The 20,879-nt window shown below is 70.3% G+C and carries 17 protein-coding genes; 4 read left to right on the plus strand and 13 right to left on the minus strand.

Annotation, left to right across the window (positions count from 1 at the left end; genetic code table 11):
- Window positions 1-54: 54 nt before the first annotated feature.
- Entirely contained in the window at window positions 55-693 is a 639-nt protein-coding gene (locus CW359_RS06920) for a LysE family translocator (RefSeq protein WP_105968912.1), read from the minus strand.
- A gap of 84 nt (window positions 694-777) precedes the next feature.
- Entirely contained in the window at window positions 778-2,178 is a 1,401-nt protein-coding gene (locus CW359_RS06925) for a hypothetical protein (RefSeq protein WP_105968863.1), read from the minus strand.
- Between the two features lie 138 nt (window positions 2,179-2,316).
- On the opposite strand from CW359_RS06925, the gene CW359_RS06930 reads away from it, so the two are divergent.
- Window positions 2,317-3,174, plus strand: coding sequence for an isocitrate lyase/PEP mutase family protein (locus CW359_RS06930; RefSeq protein WP_105968864.1), 858 nt, complete (start codon window positions 2,317-2,319; stop codon window positions 3,172-3,174).
- On the opposite strand, the gene CW359_RS06935 is transcribed toward CW359_RS06930, so the two are convergent.
- Together CW359_RS06935 and CW359_RS06940 are read right to left on the minus strand one after the other, a co-directional pair.
- A complete protein-coding gene (locus tag CW359_RS06935; protein WP_105968865.1) occupies window positions 3,146-3,955 on the minus strand; it encodes an alpha/beta fold hydrolase in 810 nt (269 codons plus the stop codon). The two genes, CW359_RS06930 and CW359_RS06935, sit on opposite strands and share 29 nt — an antisense overlap.
- Before the next feature lie 159 nt (window positions 3,956-4,114).
- A complete protein-coding gene (locus CW359_RS06940; RefSeq protein ID WP_105968866.1) occupies window positions 4,115-5,440 on the minus strand; it encodes a jacalin-like lectin in 1,326 nt (441 codons plus the stop codon).
- Window positions 5,441-5,659: 219 nt separating this feature from the next.
- Here CW359_RS06940 and CW359_RS06945 point away from each other — a divergent pair, with 219 nt between their 5' ends.
- From CW359_RS06945 to CW359_RS06955, 3 genes are all read left to right on the plus strand, one after another.
- The gene (locus CW359_RS06945) at window positions 5,660-7,387 is read left to right on the plus strand and encodes a PHP domain-containing protein (RefSeq protein WP_105968867.1); all 1,728 of its coding nucleotides are present in this window, start codon (window positions 5,660-5,662) and stop codon (window positions 7,385-7,387) included.
- Window positions 7,369-7,899, plus strand: a complete 531-nt coding sequence (locus tag CW359_RS06950) for a hypothetical protein (RefSeq protein ID WP_105968868.1) — start codon at window positions 7,369-7,371, stop codon at window positions 7,897-7,899. The genes CW359_RS06945 and CW359_RS06950 overlap by 19 nt, the downstream gene beginning before the upstream one ends.
- Before the next feature lie 226 nt (window positions 7,900-8,125).
- A complete protein-coding gene (locus tag CW359_RS06955; protein ID WP_232838257.1) occupies window positions 8,126-9,064 on the plus strand; it encodes an AraC-like ligand-binding domain-containing protein in 939 nt (312 codons plus the stop codon).
- A 7-nt stretch (window positions 9,065-9,071) separates the two neighbouring features.
- Here the strand turns inward: CW359_RS06955 and CW359_RS06960 are convergent, their stop codons facing one another.
- From CW359_RS06960 to CW359_RS07000, 9 genes are all read right to left on the minus strand, one after another.
- Window positions 9,072-9,872 (minus strand): ABC transporter permease, encoded by an 801-nt coding sequence (locus CW359_RS06960; RefSeq protein ID WP_105968869.1) that lies wholly within the window; start codon window positions 9,870-9,872, stop codon window positions 9,072-9,074.
- Window positions 9,873-9,876: 4 nt separating this feature from the next.
- On the minus strand, window positions 9,877-10,680 hold the full coding sequence (locus tag CW359_RS06965; protein ID WP_105968870.1) for an ABC transporter permease: 804 nt from the start codon (window positions 10,678-10,680) through the stop codon (window positions 9,877-9,879).
- 1 nt (window position 10,681) lies between these two features.
- Window positions 10,682-11,698, minus strand: a complete 1,017-nt coding sequence (locus CW359_RS06970; RefSeq protein WP_105968871.1) for an ABC transporter ATP-binding protein — start codon at window positions 11,696-11,698, stop codon at window positions 10,682-10,684.
- An 82-nt stretch (window positions 11,699-11,780) separates the two neighbouring features.
- On the minus strand, window positions 11,781-14,705 hold the full coding sequence (locus CW359_RS06975) for a glycoside hydrolase family 2 TIM barrel-domain containing protein (protein ID WP_105968872.1): 2,925 nt from the start codon (window positions 14,703-14,705) through the stop codon (window positions 11,781-11,783).
- Window positions 14,706-14,744: 39 nt separating this feature from the next.
- A complete protein-coding gene (locus tag CW359_RS06980) occupies window positions 14,745-15,638 on the minus strand; it encodes a carbohydrate ABC transporter permease (RefSeq protein ID WP_105968873.1) in 894 nt (297 codons plus the stop codon).
- A complete protein-coding gene (locus CW359_RS06985) occupies window positions 15,635-16,600 on the minus strand; it encodes a carbohydrate ABC transporter permease (protein ID WP_105968874.1) in 966 nt (321 codons plus the stop codon). The genes CW359_RS06980 and CW359_RS06985 overlap by 4 nt, the downstream gene beginning before the upstream one ends.
- A gap of 20 nt (window positions 16,601-16,620) precedes the next feature.
- Window positions 16,621-17,883: an ABC transporter substrate-binding protein gene (locus tag CW359_RS06990; protein WP_105968875.1), complete on the minus strand. Its 1,263-nt coding sequence runs from the start codon at window positions 17,881-17,883 to the stop codon at window positions 16,621-16,623.
- Window positions 17,884-18,126: 243 nt separating this feature from the next.
- Window positions 18,127-19,419 carry an ROK family protein gene (locus tag CW359_RS06995; protein ID WP_198655110.1) on the minus strand — a complete coding sequence of 431 codons (1,293 nt, stop codon included), beginning with the start codon at window positions 19,417-19,419 and terminating at the stop codon, window positions 18,127-18,129.
- A 140-nt stretch (window positions 19,420-19,559) separates the two neighbouring features.
- Window positions 19,560-20,819, minus strand: a complete 1,260-nt coding sequence (locus CW359_RS07000) for an FAD-binding protein (RefSeq protein ID WP_105968876.1) — start codon at window positions 20,817-20,819, stop codon at window positions 19,560-19,562.
- Window positions 20,820-20,879 lie beyond the last annotated feature (60 nt).

The raw sequence follows: 20,879 nt of genomic DNA on the forward strand, positions 1-20,879 counted from the left end.
GGAGCGTCCCGACCGGAACCGGGGCGCTCCAGGTTCTATCCCGCCGCCGTCCGCCTACTCGGGTGCCGCGACCAGCCGTACGGCGAGGCCCGTGAAGACCGTGCCGCTGAAGATGTTGAGGCCGCGGGCGATACGGCGGCTGCCGCGCAGCGCCGACGAGAGACGGCCGGAGAGCAGCCCGACCGAGGAGTCGACGGCGAGGCCCATCAGGACCAGCGTCAGGCCGAGCAGCAGCAGCTGCCAACTCACGTGCCCCAGAGCCGGGTTCACGAACTGCGGCAGGAACGCCACGTTGAACAGGATCACCTTGGGGTTGAGGAGATTGGTGACCGCGCCCTGCCAGAAGGCTCGCCGCCGGCCCGGCTCCGAGGGGTCGGCCGGGGTGTTCTCCCCGGTCACCAGGGGTGAACGGTCGCGGAACGCCTTGACCGCGAGGTAGAGGAGATAGGCGGCGCCCAGCCAGCGCAGCACGTGGTACAGCACCGGCAGGGTCGTGAAGAGCGCCGACAGGCCGAGCGCGGCCGACAACGCGTGCACCAGCGCACCGGCCGCGACTCCCAGCGCGGCCAGCACTCCGGTGACCGGGCCGCCACGTCCGCCCATGGCCACGATGAACATCATGTCGGGGCCGGGGGCGACGCAGAGGGCGAGGGCGGCGGCGAGGAAGGCCGCGTACAGAGAGGTGTCCACCATGGCGGTCATGCTCTGCGGTACGCGGCCGTCCGGCGATCGAGTTTCGCGGGTCGAGACGCCTCATGCGCTGTCGGGGCGGCCGGTTCAGGGGGTCAGCCGGGCGATCCGTAGCGTGGCGGTGGTCGGGGACGTTCCGTTGAGCGCGGTCGCGTACGACGGGGTCACCGGGGTGTATGCCCAGGTCAGGGAGCCGTCCTTGAGGACCGCTATGTCGCCCGTGATGCGTGCCTGCACGACTTTGTCGGCCGTCTTGTAGACGCCGTTCCAGTCGATCAGCCGCAGATGCGTGCCCGTGAACGTGCCGGTGCAGGTGCCGCTCGCGCACTTGGCGTTCTTCAGCGACTCCCAGGAGACCAGCAGCCGGTCCTTGCCGTACGGGGCCACGCGGACGTTGACGTGTTCGGTGCCCGGCGAGTTCGTCAGGTAGATGGCCTTGCCCGCAGGGGAGTTGCGGTTCTTGAGGAAGGAGATCGCGGCCTGGTGGGTGCTCCACCTCGGCTTGACCGTCCAGCCCCGGCCGCTGGAGTCGTCGGGGTTCTTCGCGGCGGAGGCCGAGCCGCGCGAGCCGTACGCGGTGGCGTAGCGGCCGGTGGACGACTTCACCAGGTCGCCGGTGCGGCCCGCGTACGTACCGCCGCAGTAGCCCGCCCAGCACTGCTCGCGCTGCACGACCGGGGCGTTGTCGGGGGCGCCGATGCCCGTCGACACGAACAGGCCCGAACGCCAGTCGTCGAAGCAGAGGGAGGTGAAGTCGCCGGTGGTCTCGGCATGCAGGGCGATGCCCTCGTTGTGGGAACAGCCCCAGCCCCAACCGCCGCTGAGCTTCGCGCCCTTGGCACTCAGATACGACAACTTGTCGCCGAAGTGGCCGTCGGCGAAGCCGCCCGCGCCGTGGACGACGAAGTAGGCGCCGTACTTGGTGCCGTTCCACGTGAGCTGGCCGTCCAGGGTCGGCGAGGTGTCGTTGGACGCGGTGCCGGTGAGCTTGGTGCGCCAGGCCTCCTTGCCCTGCGAGAAGCGGACGAGCGCCGCCGCAGTCTCCTTCCACTTGTTGGTGTCGGCGACCCGGGTGAGCAGCGCGAACCCGTCGTCGTGCGCGACGAGCCCGCCGACCTCCTTGGCACCCTTGACGATCGCGTCACCGCCCGCACGCTTGCCGGCCGAGGTCAGCGGGGTCACATGCACACCGTCCGAGGCCGGCCAGGCGACCCGCATCGTGCCGTTGGGCGCGACCGCGGTCGCCGTACGCGTCCACTCACGGGTGTTGTTGTAACCGGCGGACAGATACGGGAACTTGGCCGGCAGCGTCACGGAGGTGGTCGTGACGGCGAGCGTGGGCGCCGCGGGCGTCGTCGCCGCCCCGGCGGTCGCGTACCAGGCGCCGGCGAGCAGCCCGACCGCCGCGAGCCCACCGATCAGGGGCTTGCGGGCCGCGTGGGTGCGGCGGTGGGCGGAGGGGGTGCGGGGGAGTGGTGCTGAAGTCATACCTGTCTGTTGCCGGGGGTCGGAGAAAGGTTGCCGCCGGTACGGACGGGTATTCCGAGGACGGACCGGACAGGTTCTTCGCAGCGGTGCGGGTACGGTTCGGCGGGCGCCGAACGGTCGTGCCCCTACCGTGGCGGCATGCCCTCCTCAGGCCCGGTCTCCGCCTTCGCCGCCCTCCACCACCGCGACGAGCCCCTCCTGCTCCCCAACGCCTGGGACCACGCCTCTGCCGTCGCCCTCGCCGGGCAGGGCTTTCCCGCGATCGGCACCACGAGTCTCGGTGTCGCCGCGGCCGTCGGACTGCCCGACGGTACGGCGGCCACCCGCGACCAGACCCTCCAACTCGCCCTGAACCTGGGCACGGAGGACTTCCTGCTGTCGGTCGACGCCGAGGGCGGCTTCAGCGAAGACCCTTACCGGGTGGGGGAGTTCGCACGGGAACTCTCCGTCGTCGGCGCCGTCGGCATCAACCTGGAGGACGGCGACTCCGAGGGCGGCCTCGGGCCGACGCGTCTGCACGCCGCGAAGATCGCCGCCGTGAAAGCAGCCGCCCCGGGCCTCTTCGTCAACGCCCGCACCGACACCCACTGGCTCGGCGACCGCAGGTCCCCCGCCCCGCTCCGGGACACCCTGGCCCGTCTCGACGCCTACCAACAGGCGGGCGCCGACGGGGTGTTCGTCCCGGGGCTGACCGACCCGGAGCGGATCGCCACGCTGGTGAGGCACCTCGACGTCCCGCTCAACATCCTCTACTCGCCCACCGGTCCGACCGTCGCCCGACTCGGCGACCTGGGCGTACGCCGGGTCAGCCTCGGTTCGCTCCTCTACCGGCGGGCCCTCGGCGCTGCCGTCGCGGCGCTCACCGACATCCGGGCCGGGCGGGTACCGGAGGGCGAGGCACCCTCGTACGAAGAGGTCGTGGCCCTCGGGCACCAGCGCCACGGCGTCGTCACGACACCGGACCGGATCAGCCGACCGGAACCAGCGTCTCCGTGAGCCGTGCCGCGAACTCCGCCGGATGCGTGAGCGCCCCGAGGTGCCCGCCGGGAAACTGCCGGGCGGCGCTCCCCGTCCGCCGGGCGAGGAACGTGGCCGTGCGGTGCGGGAGTTGGCCGGCCGAGTCGATGCCCACGGCGACCGTGAGCCGGGGCGAGGGGCCGGACAGGGCGGCGAGGTCGGGGGCGTACGAGGTGAACGGGAGCAGGACGCCGGTGAGGAAGACGGCCATCGGGGTCGCCAAGTCGTCGGCGGGGGAGGGGGATTGGGCCGCCGGGTCCGTCAGCTTTCGTTGCTCCTCCGCCGTGGGCGGGCGTTCCTCAAGTCCCGCCACCATGCGCGCCGACGCGGCGTCGAGGCCCCGGGCGCGGTAGGCCTCGTACACCTCGGTGAACATCGCCCGCTGCCGCTCGGCGTCCGGCAGCACCGCCACCACCGGCGCCTCGTGCGCGACCACGTGCCGCAGCCGCCCCGGGTGCCGGGACGCCAGGTCGAGGGCGACGATCGAGCCGGAGCTGGTGCCGAACACGTACGCGGACTCGCCCTCGGGCAGCACCGCGTCCAGCACCCGGGCCGCGCCGTCGCTCCACCACTCGACGCGCTGTTCCTCGACGGGCTTGCCGAGTTGACCATGGGCGAGGCCGAGATGGTCGTACGTCACCACGGTGAAGCGTTCCGCGAGGCGGCCGGTGAAGTCGTCGAGGCCCATGGGATGTCCGGCGCCGCCAGGGAGGATGAGGAGGACGGGGCCGGAGCCGCGCACGTCGTAGTGATCACTCATCCCGCCGAAGTTACCGGCTGGGAAGCTTCAGGGTGCAACGATTTTCCGTACGGAGGTCCGGACGGAGATACATACGGAGTCTGGACAGTAGTGCGGGCGGGCACCGGAAAGGTGTCCGCCCGCACAACAGAGCTAGTAATGCAGGGAGTTGACCGGGCGTCAGGCGATCGGCGCGTACACCACGCCCAGCTTGTCGATCTCGCTCCCCGAGCGGCCCGTGAAGCCCACGATCTGCCAGCCCGACGGCGCCGTGAACGTCGCCGTGTCCGACGTGGCCGTGCCGGAGGTCAGGGTGCGGGACCTGTCGGTGGTGAACGCCGCCGAGAAGATCCTTGTCCTGCCGTCCTTCTGACCCTGCGTCAGCTTCACCGAGGTGAGGTGCTCGCCGGACGCCAGGGTGAGCGAGGTGGCCGTACCGCCCGTGCCGCCGTGGGTGAGGGCCGTGCCGCCGTCGAGCGTCAGGGACACCGCGTCCAGGCGGGAGCCGCCGCGCAGGGTGAGGGTGCGGGGCGAGGGCGTCGCCGGGAGGTTGTCGGAGTCGTTGAAGGCCGTGCCGTGCGGGCCGCCGATGAAGTCGCTGGCACGCAGGTTGGAGGGCAGCGCCCAGGAGAAGTCGACCGTGTGCGGGAAGTGGTCCGAGAGGTTGCCGCCCGCCGAGTCCAGGAACGACGCCCACTCGTTGTTGTAGCGCGTCGCCGAGAGGTTCACGAGCTTGCTGCCACGGTAGAAGATCTTGTCGACGACCTCGCAGTTGTTCGTCGGCGCGGTCGTCGGGCAGAGCAGCGCGTCAGCGCCCTGCGTCGGCTGCACCCCGCCCTTCACCAGCTGGACCCACGCGTCCGTCAGGCCGTTGTCCGCCACGAGCGTGCGGATGTTGTCGCCCGCCCGCGTGTACCGCGTGTTCGTGTCACCCGCGACGATCACCGCGTTGCCCGCCGAGTTGGCCTGGATGAACGCGGACAGCTGCGAGATGTTGGCCCGCCGGGCGGCGTGCGCCTCGGCGGTGTCGTCCGCGTTGGGGTGGGCGTTGTACACGTCCACGTAGACACCCTCGGCGAGCCGTATCCGGGCCAGCGAGAAGCCCTTCGGCGTAAGGCAGTTGGTGCCGGTGCAGTTGTTCCACTTCACCCGCTCGAAGTCCTGGAACGTGTAGTCCGAGAGGGTGTTGAGCCCGTCGCCGAACGGCACTCCGCCACTGGTCGCCGTGCGGTTCGCGTGGTTGTCGTTCGCGTACAGCGCCGCGTGGTAGTTGAAGTCCTCCTGCACGTTGACGATGTCGTAGGCGCCCAACCGCGGTGAGATCAGCGGGGTGTTCACCTCCGGGTTGCCCGAGCTGATCAGCCCGGGCAGGCCCGCGACGTTGTACGTGAGGACGTTGAAGGAGCCCGAAGCGGGAGCGGCGGCCTGCGCGACGGGCGCGGTCGTCGCGGCGAGACCGGCGACCGCCAGCGCGCCGGCGACCAGGGTGCCGATGAGTCTTCTCATGAGGGGGGTGTCTCCATGGGGACGGTAGATGAGCAGTGCTCAGGTTCAACGGCCAACAGTGTGGTGGACAAGGTCTCTTGGGGGAACAGTGAGCGCTGAGGCGATCTGCCGCGTCCGGGTCGTCCGGCGATCACCCGCCGGTCGGGCAAGGTTCATGTTTCACACGGATTCTCCTCAGGCGGCGCACTACGGGTGCCGCGTGACTGAGGAGGCGCAGCCATGGGGCATGGGCACTCGCACGGAAACAGCGGCCATCACCACCACCATCACCCGCACGTTCACACCCACGCCCACACCGACGAGGGCGGTACGGCACTGCCCGCGGCCCTCGACACCTCCGTGCCCGACGAGGCACTGAACCCCGAACAGCGGTCGCGCCGCACGCTGTTGCGCGGCGCGGGCCTGCTGGGCGCGGGCCTCGCGGCAGCGAGCGTCGTCACCCCGGCCGCCGCGGCTCCCGCGCAGGCAGCCACCAACGGCCGCCGCAGAGACGGCTTCCGGTGGCTGACCGGCGACCACCACATCCACACGCAGTACAGCAGCGACGGCAAGTACCGCGTCGTCGACCAGGTCCGCCAGGGCGCCAAGCACGGCATGGACTGGCTGGTCATCACCGACCACGGCTCCACCACGCACGCCAAGATCGGTGTGGACAAGGTCAATCCGGACATCAGGGCGGCCCGCGCCGCGTACGAGGACACCCTCGTCTTCCAGGGCCTGGAGTGGAACATCCCGGGCGCCGAGCACGCCACGGTGTTCGTGCACCCCGGCAACAACGAGGTGTCCGTCCTCAAGCAGTTCGAGACCGACTACGACGGCAGCGTGAAGGGAGCCTCCGACTCCACACCGGCCAACGAGGCGCTCGCCATCGCGGGCCTCGCCTTCCTCTCCGACCAGGTGAAGCGGCGCAAGGTCAAGGACGCGCTGATGCTCGCCAACCACCCCGCGCGGCGCGGAGTCGACTCCCCGCACGAGATCCGCGCCTGGCGCGACGCGAGCCCGGCGAGCCACCAGATCGCCGTCGGCTTCGAGGGCGCCCCCGGCCACCAGGCCGCAGGACTGCCCGCGCCCCTCGGCATGGGCCGCGCCCGGGGCATCTACGACAACAACCCGAGCGCCAACTCGTTCGCCGGTTACCCGTTGGAGAGTTACCGCACCTGGGGCGGCTTCGACTGGATGACGGCCACCGTCGGCGGCCTGTGGGACAGCCTGCTCGCCGAGGGCAAGCCCTGGTGGATCACCGCCAACTCCGACTCCCACCAGGTCTACGCGGACACCGCCGTACGCGGCCCGGGCGGCAGCTTCGAGACCAACGGCCGCTACGAGGACCCGATCTACGGCGGCAAGATCGACATCACCCAGGGCGACTACTGGCCCGGCCAGTACAGCCGCACCCACGTCGGCGCGGACGGCTTCTCCTACGCGGCCGTCATGGACGGCATCCGCGCCGGCCGCATCTGGGTGGACCACGGCCAGTTGATCGACGGCCTCGACGTCCGGCTCTCGGGCGGTGGCCGCTGGAGCACGCTGGGCGGCGCCCTGCACGTGAAGCGAGGCACGAAGGTCACGCTCACGGTGGACGTGACCCCGGCGGGCGGCCCCAACTGGGCCGGATTCCAGCCGAAGTTGGCAAAGGTGGACGTCATCCAGGGCGATGTCACCGGCCCGGTCGCGGACCGCGACACCTTCACGGCCCCGACGGCCAGGGTCGTCAAGACGTACGAGGTGAACCAGACCACCGGCACGCTCCGCCTCACCTACGACCTCGGACGCGTCGACCGCCCGCTGTACGTCCGCCTGCGCGGCAGCGACGGCAACCGCTCGGCCGTGGGTTCGCTGGGCGCGACGGTCGACCCGGCAGGCCCGGCCATCGACATCGTCGGCGACGCGGACCCGTGGCGCGACCTGTGGTTCTACACGAACCCGGTATGGGTGCTCCCTTCGTGACGCCGTACGCCCTCTGGGCCGACACCGAGGTGTCGGCCCTCAGCACGGCCGACCACCTCCTCCTGACCATTGCGACCGAACTGGCCCTCCCCGAGGGCACGTTCGGCTGCACCCACCTGATCCGCGGTGACCGCCCCCGGGTCGCGCTGTCGTTCACCGTGCCGTCGGAGTCGCTCCTGCGCACCGCCGAGGAGCAGCTCCGACGGCAGGGGTACGAGGTGACGCCCGGGGTCCCCGACCTGGTGGGCCGCGCGGTCGTGTACCCGGGCGCCGACTCGCTCAACGGGACTTTGACGGTGGGGGAGTTGGTGGCCAGGAGCGCGATCGACCGGGTGACGGTGCTGGGCGCCCCGGGACAACCACCCGCAGAACAAACCCTGGTGACACGTAGTCACGTACGCCCCCAATGGCATGGCGGCGACGAACTCGTCCTCGCCGCCATGCCCGCCGTCGGGGGCACCCTGGTGCCGTTCGAGGTGCCCGACCCGACACCCTGCTGCGCCGATCACTGAGAGGGCCTCCGGGCCGAGGGAGTCGGCTGGAACTGTGGTGAGGGTTCCAGCCGACATCCGCTCCCCCGTGTCACACGCTACGCACGCACGGCCCGGCTGAGTCGCCGATTCCCGCCCGCGAAGTCGCCGTTCCGCGCCACGGAACCGGCCGAACGTCGTTTACGTCACGGAGACGACGAGGAGAGGGCGGCCCGTGTGTGACGGCGCGGCAGGTGAGTTAGGCGAGTTGGGCGCGTTGCACGTACGCGGTGCCACCGTGGGGCAGTTGGAGACCGCCGCGTCCTCGATCCTCGCACCGCTCGCGGTGACCGCGCCGGGCGCGGCCGGGTTCCGCGCCGACATCGACGCGGCTGCCGTGGGACGCGCGGCGGTGGCGCGGATCAGGGGCTCCGGCCATCTGGTGGCCCGTACGGCCAGGGCCATCACGTCCACCGACCCCGAGCTGCTGAAGGTGACCCTGCACCGCTCGCCCGTGCCCGCGGCCGTGGACCAGGGAGGGCGGCAGTCCCGTGCGTACGGCGGGGACTTCGTGGTCCTCGACATGACGCGGCCCTACCGGCTCGCGGTCGCCGACGGCTGCGACGTCATGGCCGTCGGCATCCCGCGCGCCGAACTCGGCCGCCATGCCGACGCGGTGACCCGGCAGTCGGCCCGGCGGCTGCCGACCGGCACGGGAGCGCAGGCGGTGCTCGCCGCGTTCCTGCAAGGCCTCGGCGGCCATCTCGACGAACTGGCCGGACCGGCGCGCGCCCAGGTCGGCGACGCCCTGACGGCCCTGCTCGTCGCGGCGTTCACCGAGACGGCACCCGGCCGGACGGACACGGAGACGGCCCTGGTGGACCGCATCCGTGTCTACGCCCTGGCGAACATCTCCGACCCGTCGCTGTGCGCCGACTCGGTCGCCGCCGCGCACGGCGTCTCCGTACGCCAGCTGCACCGCCTCTTCCAGCGCTCCGGCGAGCCCTTCGCGGCCTGGCTCCGCCACGAACGCCTGGGCCGGATCCGCCGCGACCTGCTGGACCCCGCCCACGACAGGCGTACGGCCGCCGCCGTGGCCGCCCGCTGGGGCATCCACGACCCTCGGCACCTGGCCCGCGCGCTGAAAGCGGCCTACGGACAGTCGGCGCGCGAACTGCGAGGCGGGCGACCGGCACGTGCACAGTGAACGAAGGTCATCCGTTGACCCCCGTGTAATGCCCCAGACTCCACCGCCAGAGCCACCGCGCCCCCACAAACGCCACCAGCCCCAGCAGCGGCGACGCCGCCGCCAGCCAGTACGGCACTCCCGTGTCGTCGCCGTGGCCGGTCAGTACCGCCGCCGGGAAGTACGCGACGAACGCCAGCGGCAGGCCGAAGGTGAGCAGGCCGCTCACCGCCCTCGGGAGGACGTTCAGGGGGTAGCTGCCGAACGTGCCGAGCAGTTCCTCCAGCCAGCGGCCCCAGTAGTCGGCCGCCGGGAAGCGCAGCGAGGCGCAGGCCACCGCCGTGAACAGGGCCGCCTCCAGGAGCATGCCGCCGAGGACGCAGAGCACGAGGTACGTGATCCGGCCCGCCGTCCAGTCCAGGTCGCTGCGGGACAGCGCGCCGATCATCAGGCCCACGGCCACCGTCAGGTCGCCGATGGCGTTGGTGGGGAAGACGGACAGCTGGACCTGGCGGTACACCGGCATCGGGCGGACCAGATAGGTGTCGATCATCCCCTCCTGGATGATCTTTCCGATGCCGTGCATCCGCCCGAGGAACAACACGAAGATGCCGTGCGCCAGCATCCGGGTCGCCGGGATCAGCAGTACCTCCGAGCTGTCCCAGCCGCCCATCCCGGTGAACCGGGTCAGCAGCACCGTGGCGAAGACGATCACCGAGACCTGCCAGACGGCGCCGATCGCGATCATCATCAGGAACTCGGAGCGGTACTCCAGCTGGGCACGGAAGTTGAGGCGCGTGATGCGCCACGCGATACGTACGGCGTTCACGGTCTCAGCCTCCCTGGGAGATCACGCGGCGGGCGGCCCGGCTCCACAGGAACCGGGTGAACAGGGCCAGCAGGAGGATCCAGCCGGCCTGGACGGCGAGTTGGAAGGGGGCGTCCGAGAGCGGGACGCGCCCCACGTACAGCGACAGCGGCACGCTCAGCGTGGCCTGGAAGGGCAGGAAGGAGCTGAGCGTGATGAACCAGTCCGGGAAGAACCACAGGGGCGCGTACACCCCGGAGAGGAGGTTCTGCGCGAAGACCAGGATGAGCATCGCGGCGCCGTTGCGCAGCGTCCAGAAGCACAACTGGTCGATGATCAGCATGACGTAGTAGAGGACCAGCTGGCCCAGCAGCAGGCTCAGCGCGAACACCCCTGCCACGGCGGCAGATTCGGGCGGCTGGACCACGCCGACGGCCAGGCAGACGACGTACCCCGTCAACGCCCAGGCGAAGCCGTACAGTTGCTCGCCGAGCGCGCGCAGCGCGTAGTAGCGCTGGGGCGGCAGCGGGCGCAGGTACCAGTACACGATCGTGCCGAAGTGCATGTGCTGGAGCACGGTGTCGCGGCCCGCGTACTGGTCCAACTCCCGCAGCCGGGAGGCGAGTACGGCCATCACGGCGTACGTCACCGCCTGCTCGCGGTTGATCCCGGCCGTCGTGCCGGTCTGCTGGTAGAGGCCGTTCCACAGGGACGCGACCAGGACCACCTGGACGGTCAGCCGGACCAGGGCGGCGGTCATCCGGGGCGGGGCGTACAGCTCACCGAGGGGGGTGACCCTGGTGGCCCGCCAGGCGTGCAGGACGGCCATGTCAGCCGCCCTCGTGCGCCGTCGGCGCCTCGGCCTGGATGTACGCGGCCCGCATCACGTCCTCCAGGTCGGCCTCGTCGAGGGCGATGTCCGTCACCTCGTACCGCTCGATGACCCGCTTGAGCGCCTGGTGGACCGTCGGGGCGTCCGGTCCGTCGTCGGGGCCGAAGACCACCTGGGGGCCCTCACGGCGGAGCAGTTCGATGCCCGGGAGCGCCTCGACCTCCGCGTGCGGGTCCGCCAGAGTCGCCCTGACCTGCCAGGTCGAGCCGAACCGCTTCTTGATCTCGTCCAGCGTGCCGTCGAGGACCAGCCGGCCGTGGTTGACGAGGACGACCCGCTCGGCGAGCCGCTCGACCTCCGTCATGTCGTGCGTGGTCAGCAGCACCGTCCGGCCGCGTTCCTCGACCTGGTGGCGCAGGAACTCCCGTACCTGTTCCTTCACCACCACGTCCATGCCGATCGTGGGCTCGTCGAGGAACACCACCGGCGGGTCGTGCAGCAGCGCCGCCGCCAGGTCGCAGCGCACCCGCTGGCCCAGTGAGAGGTGCCGTACGCGGGTGTCCCAGAAGGTGGACAGCTGCAGGATGTCGTCGAACTCCCGCAGCCGTACGTCGTGTTCGGGCTTCGGTATCTCGTAGATGTCCCGGAGGATCGAGAACGACTCGCGCACCGGCAGGTCCCACCAGAGCTGGGTGCGCTGGCCGAACACCGCGCCGATGTTGCGGGCGTTGCGCTCCCGCTCCAGGTAGGGCACCACACCGGCGACGCGTGCCTCGCCGGAGGTGGGGGTGAGGATGCCGGTGAGCATCTTGATGGTCGTCGACTTGCCGGCGCCGTTCGGGCCGAGCAGGGCCAGGAGTTCACCCGGCGCCACGTCGAAGGTGATGTCGGAGACGGCGTCCTTCGCGACCCGCTCCGGTTGGACGAGGGAGCGCAGCGCACCGGTGAAACCGGGACGGCGCACGGTGGTGTGGAAGGTGCGGGACAGCCCCCGGACCTCTATGGAACCGCTCACTCAGGGAACCTCCGGGAGCTTGCCACGCACGAACACGGCCGTCCGGCTGGGGAGCCGGACGGCCGTGTGACCGGTAACATCCTTAGTCATTCACCGCCGAGAAGACAACGGAGAATTCAGCGGGCTGAACCCGCAGCAGGTACTGCGGAAGCGTGCCCGGACCGCAGGACTGCGAGCCGATGCCCTGCTGGCCGTGGTCGAGGTTGACCCACACCCCCGCGGCGGAGCCGCTGTCGGATGCAGTGCCGGGCGTCAGGTCGGTGAGGTGCTGGGCGGCGTCGAGCTGTTCGGTCGTCCAGCGGCGGGCCGTGAACCAGAACTCCGGGTCGCCGTCGAACCGCAGCCCGCCGATCTCCGCCCAACGGACGTCGGCACGGGCGCCGTTCTCCTGCGGACGGACGTAGGGGGTCTGGAGTTCGTCGACGGTGGACTCCCAACGGCCCAGCATGGATGCCGACTTGGTGTCCGGGTAGCCCTCGCCGGGTCCACCGCCGAACCAGGTCACCCGGTCCGCCTCCGACAGCCTCAGCCGGATGCCGAGCCTCGGCAGCGGCAGCGTCCAGTCGCCCTCGGGGTCGACGGACACGGTCAGCTTCAGCCGCTCGCCGTCGGACGTCCAGCGGTACACCGTGTTCAGGCCCACCTCGGCCGCGGCGGGCGCCACCCGGGTCCGTACCGTCAGCGCGTTGTCGCCCGACTCCACCGAATCCAGGCGGTGTCGCATGCGGTGCAGGCCCAGCTTGCGCCAGAGCATGCCGTAGCGCTCGTCCGGCTGCCAGGCCGCGCCGTCGTCGTTGTCGGTGGGGGCCCGCCACACGTCGAGGCGCAGATCCCTGACGTCACGGCTGCCGATCGTCCGCAGCGCGCCGGTGCGGGCGTCGAAGGAGGCGGGGCCGAGGTAGATGAGCTTCTCGCTCGCCGTCGGGCGGTCGGTGGCGGCGACGGACGCCGGTACCCGCCCGCTGACCGGGAGTTGCCCCCAGGCCACCTCATGGTCCTTCTTCCCCCACGCGGTCGCGTCCGCCAGCAGCGCCCGGACCGTCCACTGGGTCTCGCCGCCCGAGCCGCCCGCGCCGTCCACGGGCGGCTGCGGCAGCTTCACCTCCGCCGACTCGCCGGGGGCGAGCGCGGGCACGGGGAGCGGACCCGACCTGACCGTCCTGCCGTCCACCTGGAACGACCACTCGAAGGTCAGCGCGGACAGGTCGGCGAAGTCGTACGCGTTGGTGATCCGCACGGTCCCGGCCGTGCCGTCGCCCTCGATCCGGACCGGCTCGATGACCTTCTTGAACTCGACGAGCCCGGGGGACGGCGTCCGGTCCGGGAAGATCAGCCCGTCGCAGACGAAGTTGCCGTCGTGCAGCTCCTCGCCGAAGTCGCCGCCGTAGGCGTAGCCGAACCGCTCGTCCTTGATGCCGTGGTCGATCCACTCCCAGATGAAGCCGCCCTGGGTGCGGTCGTGGGCCTCGAAGATCCGCTGGTAGTCGGCGATGCCACCGGGGCCGTTGCCCATGGCGTGCCCGTACTCGCAGAGGATGAAGGGGAGCCCGCGCCGCTTCTGCGTACCGCCGTCCAGGCCGAGCCCGATGCGCTCGGTCTCCGCGTGGTCGGCGTACATCCGGGAGTACATGTCGGTGTCGCGGCAGTCCCAGTCGCCCTCGTAGTGCACGAGACGCGAGCTGTCGCGGCCGTGGATCCACTCGGACATGGCGGTCAGGCCGCGCCCGGTGCCGGCCTCGTTGCCCAGCGACCAGATGACGACGGAGGGGTGGTTCTTGTCGCGCTCGACCATCCGGGACGCGCGGTCCAGGAGGGCCGGGGTCCAGCGGTCGTCGTCGACGGGGTTGTCGCGCCAGTTCTGCTCGGTGAAGCCGTGGGTCTCCAGGTCGCACTCGTCGATGACCCACAGGCCGTACTCGTCGCACAGGTCGAGGAAGGCCGGGTGCGGCGGGTAGTGCGAGGTGCGGACCGCGTTCAGGTTGTGCCGCTTCATCAGCAGGACGTCGGCCCGCATGGTCTCCAGGTCCAGCGCGCGCCCCTTCTCGGGGTGCCACTCGTGCCGGTTGGCGCCCTTGAAGAGGATCGCCTTCCCGTTGACCTTGATCAGCCCGTCGGCCAGCTCGACGGTCCGGAAGCCGATGCGCAACGGCACCCGCTCACCGGCCGTGACCAGCACACCGTCGTAGAGGCGGGGTGTCTCGGCGGTCCACGGCTCGACCGTGACCGTCACCGGTTCGCCGGTCCTGACATCGATGTCCAGCTCGGGGACGGTGACCCGGCCCTCGACCTCGGAGTCCACGCGGAGCGTGCCCGTACCGGCCGTGTGGTCGTACGAGGCGTGCACGAAGAAGTCGCCGACGCTGCCCGCCGGGCGGTGCAGCAGCGTGACGTCACGGAAGATGCCCGGCAGCCACCACTGGTCCTGGTCCTCCAGGTACGAGCCCGCCGACCACTGGTGGACCCGGACGGCGAGGACGTTGCCGCTGGGCTTGAGCAGCTGCCCGACCGCGAACTCGTGGGCCAGCCGGGAGCCCTTGAACTCGCCGATCTCGGTGCCGTTCAGCCACACGCGGGCGCAGGACTCCACCCCGTCGAAGCGCAGCACCGCCCCGCCGTCCGACAGGTCGGGCCAGTCGGACGGCAGGTCGAAGACGTGCAGGTGGTCGCCGGTCGGGTTCTCGGTCGGCACCCGGGGCGGGTCCACCGGGAACGGATAGAGGACGTTGGTGTAGATCGGCGAACCGAAGGCCCCGTCACCCTGGAGGACCCAGTGCCCGGGGACCGTCACCTCGGCCCAGCCCCCGGCGTCGAATCCGGGCTCGGCGAACGAGTCGTCCGCACCGTCGGCGGTCGGCGACAGCCGGAACCGCCAACTGCCGTTCAGGGACAGCGAACCGGCGTCCGAGGCCGCGTACCAGGCCCGGGGCGGAAGGGCCCCGGAGCCGGGTGAGACGTCCTCGACGTAGCCGGTCGCCGCGATGGACGCTGCCGTGGTGCGGAAAGACATCGGTCTCCTGGTAGTGAGGTGTGGGTGTCAGCCCTTGGTTCAGCCCTTGATTCCGGTCTGCGCGATCCCCTGCACCAGCCAGCGCTGGAGGAAGAGGAACACGAACACCAAGGGAAGGATAGAGATGGCCGTCGCCATGAAGATCAGGTGGTAGTTCACCGTCTGGTTCGTCATGTACGACGACAGCGCCACCTGGACCGTCCAGGCACTGGGGTCCTGGCCGATGACCAGAGGCCACAGGAAGGCGTTCCAGCCGTTGATGAACGTGATTGTGGCAATGGCCGCGAAGAAGTTCAGCGAGTTCGGTACGACGACACGCCAGTACGCGCCCCAGTAGCCGAGCCCGTCCACGCGTGCCGCCTCCTCCAGCTCCTTCGGGAACCCCAGGAAGTACTGCCGAAAGAGGAAGCAGGTGAAACCGCTGAAGAGGCCCGGGATGATGAGACCTCGGTAACTGTCGACCCAGCCCAGGGAGGAGACCAGGACGAAGCTGGGCACGAAGGTCACGGCGGTCGGCACCATCAGGGTGACCAGGACCAGGTAGAACACCTTGTTCGCGTGCTTGTAGGGGATGCGCGCGAGCCCGTACCCGGCGAGCGAGCACACCAGGAGGATGCCCGAGGTGTGCAGGACGGCGACGACCACGGAGTTCCACATCGACCGGGCGAAGTCGACGGTGACGTCGTCGAACGGCTCGGTGATGTTGCCCCACTGGATGTCGGCGGGGAACCACTTCCAGTTCTCGCCGGTGATCTCCGGGTCCGCCATCAGCGAGTTGCGGATGATCAGGTAGAAGGGGATCAGGAAGAGCAGGCCGGCGACGCCGGTCGCGAGGTAGAGGCCGGTGTTGCCGATCACGCCGCCGCGCTTGACCTTGGTGGCCTTGGCCGGCTGTGCGGTCGTCCTGTCGATCTCGGGTGCTGTGGTGGTCACTTGGACTCCTCCCCCCTTCCGAAGCCCATGATCTTGCCCTGCAGCAGCGTGACGACGCAGATGAGCATCGTCAGCACGACGGCGCCCGCGCTGCCCGCGCCGTAGTTCTGGTTCTCACCGAGGGCCATCTTGTACAGCTCGACCAGCGGGGGCTGTCCCCAGGTGGCCTTGCCGAGCAGGTTGAAGAACTCGTCGAAGGCCTGGTAGGCGGCGACCAGCAGGAGCAGGATCACCGCGGTCGACGTCGCCCGCAGCTGGGGCAGGGTGATGAAGCGGAAGGTCTGCCAGCCCGGCTTGGCACCGTCGATGGCGGCGGCCTCGTACAGCTCACGCGGGATGTTCTGCAGCGCCGCGATGAACAGGATCATGTAGAAGCCGGACTGGAGCCACAGCCGCAGGGTCACGATGACCAGCCAGTACCAGGGCGGGTCGGGGACGGCGAGCCAGGCGATGTTGTCGATGCCGAACCAGCTGAGGACGGTGTTGGCGAGGCCGAAGCGGACGCCGTTGAAGATCGACATCTTCCAGATCAGCGAGGCGGCGACATAGCTGACCGCCGTCGGGAGGAAGAAGACCGAGCGGAAGAAGGCCCGCATGAACCGCAGCCGGTTCACCAGCAGGGCCAGGCCCAGCGAGAAGGCCCAGGTGGTGGGCACGATGAACGCCGCGAACACGGTGAAGGTGACCAGGGAGTTCAGGAAGTCGACGTCGGTGAGGACCTGTGTGTAGTTCTCGAAGCCGACGAAGTCGCTCGGGGTGACCGTGAAGCGGGCCTCGAAGAAGCTGAGGTAGATGCTCCAGCCGATCGGCACGAAGACGAAGACGATCAGACCGATGAGGAAGGGCCCGGTGAAGAGCCAGAAGTTGAAGGTGGAGCCGGCCCGCAGGCCCCGCCTCGGCCGGTCCTTGGAGACCTTGGCCGGGGCGGGCTGGGCGACCCCGCGCGTGGTGGTGGTCGACATGTCGCTATCCGTCCGGTGGTCTATCCGAAGAGCTTCTTGAGTTCGGTGTCGACCTTCTTCTCGCACGCGTCGAGCTGGGCCTTCGGGTCGTCGTCCTTACGGACGGAGTTGGCCATCACGTCGTTGACCGAGGAGATCATGGCCTGGGTCCAGCCGATGTTGTCGAAGTGGCCGAACTCGTTGAACAGCTTGACGCCCTCGGCCGGCAGCCCGGTCTGGAGCTTGGTGGCGCTCTGCGCGAGGGAGGTGCGCGGCGGGATGTGGAAGCCGTAGGAGGTCGCCCAGTCCTCCTGGTACTCCTTCTGGTCGATCCACAGCCACTTCACGTACTCCTTGGCCGCGTCGACGTTGTCGCCCTTGGCGTTGACGAACATCGACCAGCCGCCGTTGGTGACCGACTGCTTGCCGGCGGATCCGACCTTCGGGAAGGGGAAGATGCCGATGTCGTCGCCGAGCGCCTCGATCATGGCCGGCATGGCCCACATGCCGCACCACTGGATCGCCGTCAGGCCCTGGATGAAGGCCGAGGGGTCCCACCAGTCGGTCGGGGCGCCGAGCAGCAGGTCGCCGCTGGTGAACAGGGTGCGCAGCTGCTTCAGGCCCGCGGCGACCTCGTCGGTGTTGAAGGCGGGCTTGTTGTCCGCGGTGAGGGTGTCGGCGCCCGCGGACCAGATCAGGTTGTTCTGGACCGGCGTGAGGTCGTTGCCGAGGTAGGCGCCCTTGATCTTGGCGGTCTTGAGCTTGGCGGCGGCCTCGATCAGCTCCTCCAGCGTGGTCGGCACCTCGACCTTGGCCTTCGCGAAGAGCGAGGGCCGGTAGAAGAAGAACTGCGGGTCGTCGATCATCCGGACGCCGTATATCTTCCCGTCGACCGTGTGCGACGTGATGTCGGCCTGGTTGAAGTCGTCCTTGACCGGGGCGATGATGTCCGTCAGGTCCGCCACCTGGCCGCTCTTGATGAGCTGGATCTGCGGGTGGAACTCGAAGACGTCGGGCGCGTTCTTGGTGAGCAGCGCGGCGAACAGCTTCTGCTCGAAGTTGGAGCCGGTGATCCACTGCGTGGTCACGTTGGCGCCCTTGTAGGCCTTGGCGTACTTCTTGATGGCCTGCTCGGTGCCCGCCTCGCCGTACGCGTGGAAGTACTGGACGAGCGCGTCGCCCGAACCGCCGCTGCTACGACCGGTGTTGCCGCCGCACGCGGCGAGTCCGCCGACCGCGGCCAGGCCCATGGCGGCCCGCAGAACGTTCCGGCGGTCCCAGTTGCTGTTGCTCAATGCCGACATGTGACGTCCTTGTCTCGAGTACGGCCGCTGCCCTGTCGCTTCAGCGCCAGATGGCTCAAATGAGGTTGCGGAGCGGGACGTTAACCTTCGGCTAAGGCTTCGGCAAGGGGTTGGACGAAGCCCGTTCGAAACGTTGTGAGGCGTTCGGGATGCCGGACGAGGCCGGATCGACCGCGGACACGCCGGAGTCGCGGACCGCCTCGACGGCGGTTCGCGCGGACGTCGACGGCCGTTGGCCCAGACCTACTTCAGGGGCATCGGGCCGGTGCGCCGGGCGGCCGACGACCGCTGGGTGGCCGAGGACAGCGCGCCCTCCAGGGCGAAGGTCGCCGCCCCCAGACACGCCGGATCGGTGGGGATGGGGGACAGGACGATCTCGGTCGCGGCGAACGGCCGTTTCAGCGCGTGCCGGCCGACGGCCTCGGTCACCTCGCGCAGCAGCGGCTCGCCGAGCCTGCGCGCGACCCAGCTGCTGAGCACGACCACCTCGGGGTTGAGGACGTTGACCAGGTTCGCGATGGCCGCGCCGATGTAACGGGCGGTCTCCCGTACGACTTTCAGCGCCACCGGGTCGTTCGCGGCCACGGCGAGGGCGAGGGCGTCGATGGTGGCGGTCTGGTCGTCGGGATGCAGCAGCGGACTGCGCGGATCGATCTCCCGCAGGTTCAGCATGATGCCGGGCGCACCGACATAGGCCTCCACGCACCCGTGATTGCCGCAACGGCACAGCCTGCCGTCCAGCACGAGCGTGGTGTGCCCCCACTCCCCGGCACTGTTGCTGACGCCCCGGTACAGCCCGCCCTGCAGCGCGAGCCCGGAACCGACACCCGTCCCCAGATTGACGACCACCGTGTCCCCGCGCCCACGCGCGGCCCCGAACCACATCTCGGCGACCGCGCAGGCGCGCAGCGGATTGTCCAGGTAGAGGGGGTAGGCGATGACCTCGGACAGCAGATCGAGCAGCGGTACGTCGTGCCAGTCCCAGTTGGGCGCGTACTCCGAGACGCCGGTGTCCCGGTCCACCTGCCCCGGCACGCTCACCCCGACGCCCAGCACCCGCGCGCCCTCGATCCCGGCCTGCGCGACCACCGACCCGACGGCGGCGGCCACATGGCTGACCACCTGCTCGGGCAGGCTCTCGCCGGGCCGCATGTCCTCGTCGGCGCGGGCCAGCACGTTCAGCGCGAGGTCGAACAGCTCGACATGGACGTACGTCTCCGCGATGTCGACGCCGATCAGCGCGCCCCCCGACGCGTTCACGGCAACCAGCCCCCGGGGCCGGCCGCCCGCCGAGTCCTCGAACCCGACCTCGGTGATCATCCGCAGCTCGATCAGCTCACCGACGAGCGTCGCGACCGTGGCGAGGCTCAGCCCGGTGGCGGCGGCCAGCTCCTGCCGGGACGTCGGCGACGCGGCGATGATCTGGCGCAGCGCCTCGTAGCGGTTCGCGGTGCGGATGTCACGTGATGTGCGCTTCACCACCGGGCTTGCCCCCTCGCCGTGCAGACCTCGCCGTGCCGACCTCAGTGCGGACATCGGGCCAGGGCGCGACGGCCCCGGCGCGCGGCAAGGCTATGGGCAGCGGGGGAGGTTCGACAAGGGGTTAGGAAAGGGGCTGAAGAAAGTCTCCCCGCACTTCGCGGCGGTGGCCGGGACGGTCGGCTGGGAACACCCGATCACCCGGTCCGCCGGACAGGCTCCAGTATGTCCCGTACGAACCCGTTCGTGAACTTCGCCGACGGGTCCAGGGACGCGGCCAGCGCCGCGAAGTCCGCCAGTCGCGGATACCGTCCACTCACCACCTCCGCCGGTACGGCGAACACCTTGCCCCAGTGCGGACGCGCCCCGAACGGGTTCAGCGCCGCCTCGACCCGCCGTACGACGGGCAGCACCGCCGCCGTGTCCGCCACCCAGGTGAAGTGGAACGCCACGCTGTCCCGGCCGTGCGCCGGGCTCAGCCACTGGTCGTCGGCGGCGATCGTCCGCACCTCGCACACCTGCAGCACGGGCGCGACGACGTCCCGGATCGCGTCGAGGGAGCGCAGGGCGTCCACGGCGTACGGGCGTGGCAGCAGGTACTCGGACTGCAGTTCCTCGCCGCTGCTCGGGGTGAACTCCGCCCGGAAGTGGGGGAGTCGCTCGTGCCAGGGGCCCGGCACCCCGAACTGCTCGGTGCAGTTGACGGCCGGCATCCCCGGCACCGGGTGCATCGCCCCGGTGGCCGGCGCGGCCCACGGGAAGTCCACCGGCGCCTGGTCGGTACGCCGCTTCAGCCACACCTGTCGGAAGCCCGGCCCACGCCAGTCCGTGAACAGGCTCACGCTGTACGCGGCCCCCGCCACCGTCTCGAAGTCCAGCCCTTCCAGGGGCAGTTCGGTGAACACGTACTGCTCGACCTCGTAGTCCGCCTCCAGGTCCAGCGTGAGCGCCGTGACGACGCCCAGGGCGCCGAGCGCGGTGACGGCGCCGTCGAAGCCGTCCTCGCCCCGCGCGATCGTCAGCGTCGAACCGTCCGAGGTGACCAGCTCGACCTCGCGCACCGCGGCGGCCAGCGAGCCGTTGCCGACGCCCGAACCGTGCGTACCTGTCGCCACCGAACCCGCCACCGAGATGTGCGGGAGGGACGCCATGTTGTGCAGCGCGAGCCCGCGCGCGTGGACGACCCGGGCCAGCTCCGCGTACCGGACCCCGCCGCCGACCCGGACCGTACGGGCCACGGTGTCCACGTCGATCTCCTGCGGCAGCGCCGACAGGGAGAGCAGGACACCGCCGTCGCCCGGCTCGGCGATCTCGTTGAACGAGTGCCCGCTGCCCAGCACCCGCACCCGCCGGCTCTCCCCGACGAGCACCCGCAGGGCGCTCAGGGAGTGCGGTCGGTGCAGCTCCTTGGGCGTGTAGATGATGTTGCCCGCCCAGTTGGTCAGCGTCTCGGCCATCGGGTCCGTCCCTCCGCTCAGATGTGTCGACCCTCTCACGCGGCGGTGCGGGTGACATGC

The organism is Streptomyces geranii (assembly GCF_002954775.1).
In the GTDB taxonomy this organism is placed as follows: domain Bacteria; phylum Actinomycetota; class Actinomycetes; order Streptomycetales; family Streptomycetaceae; genus Streptomyces; species Streptomyces geranii.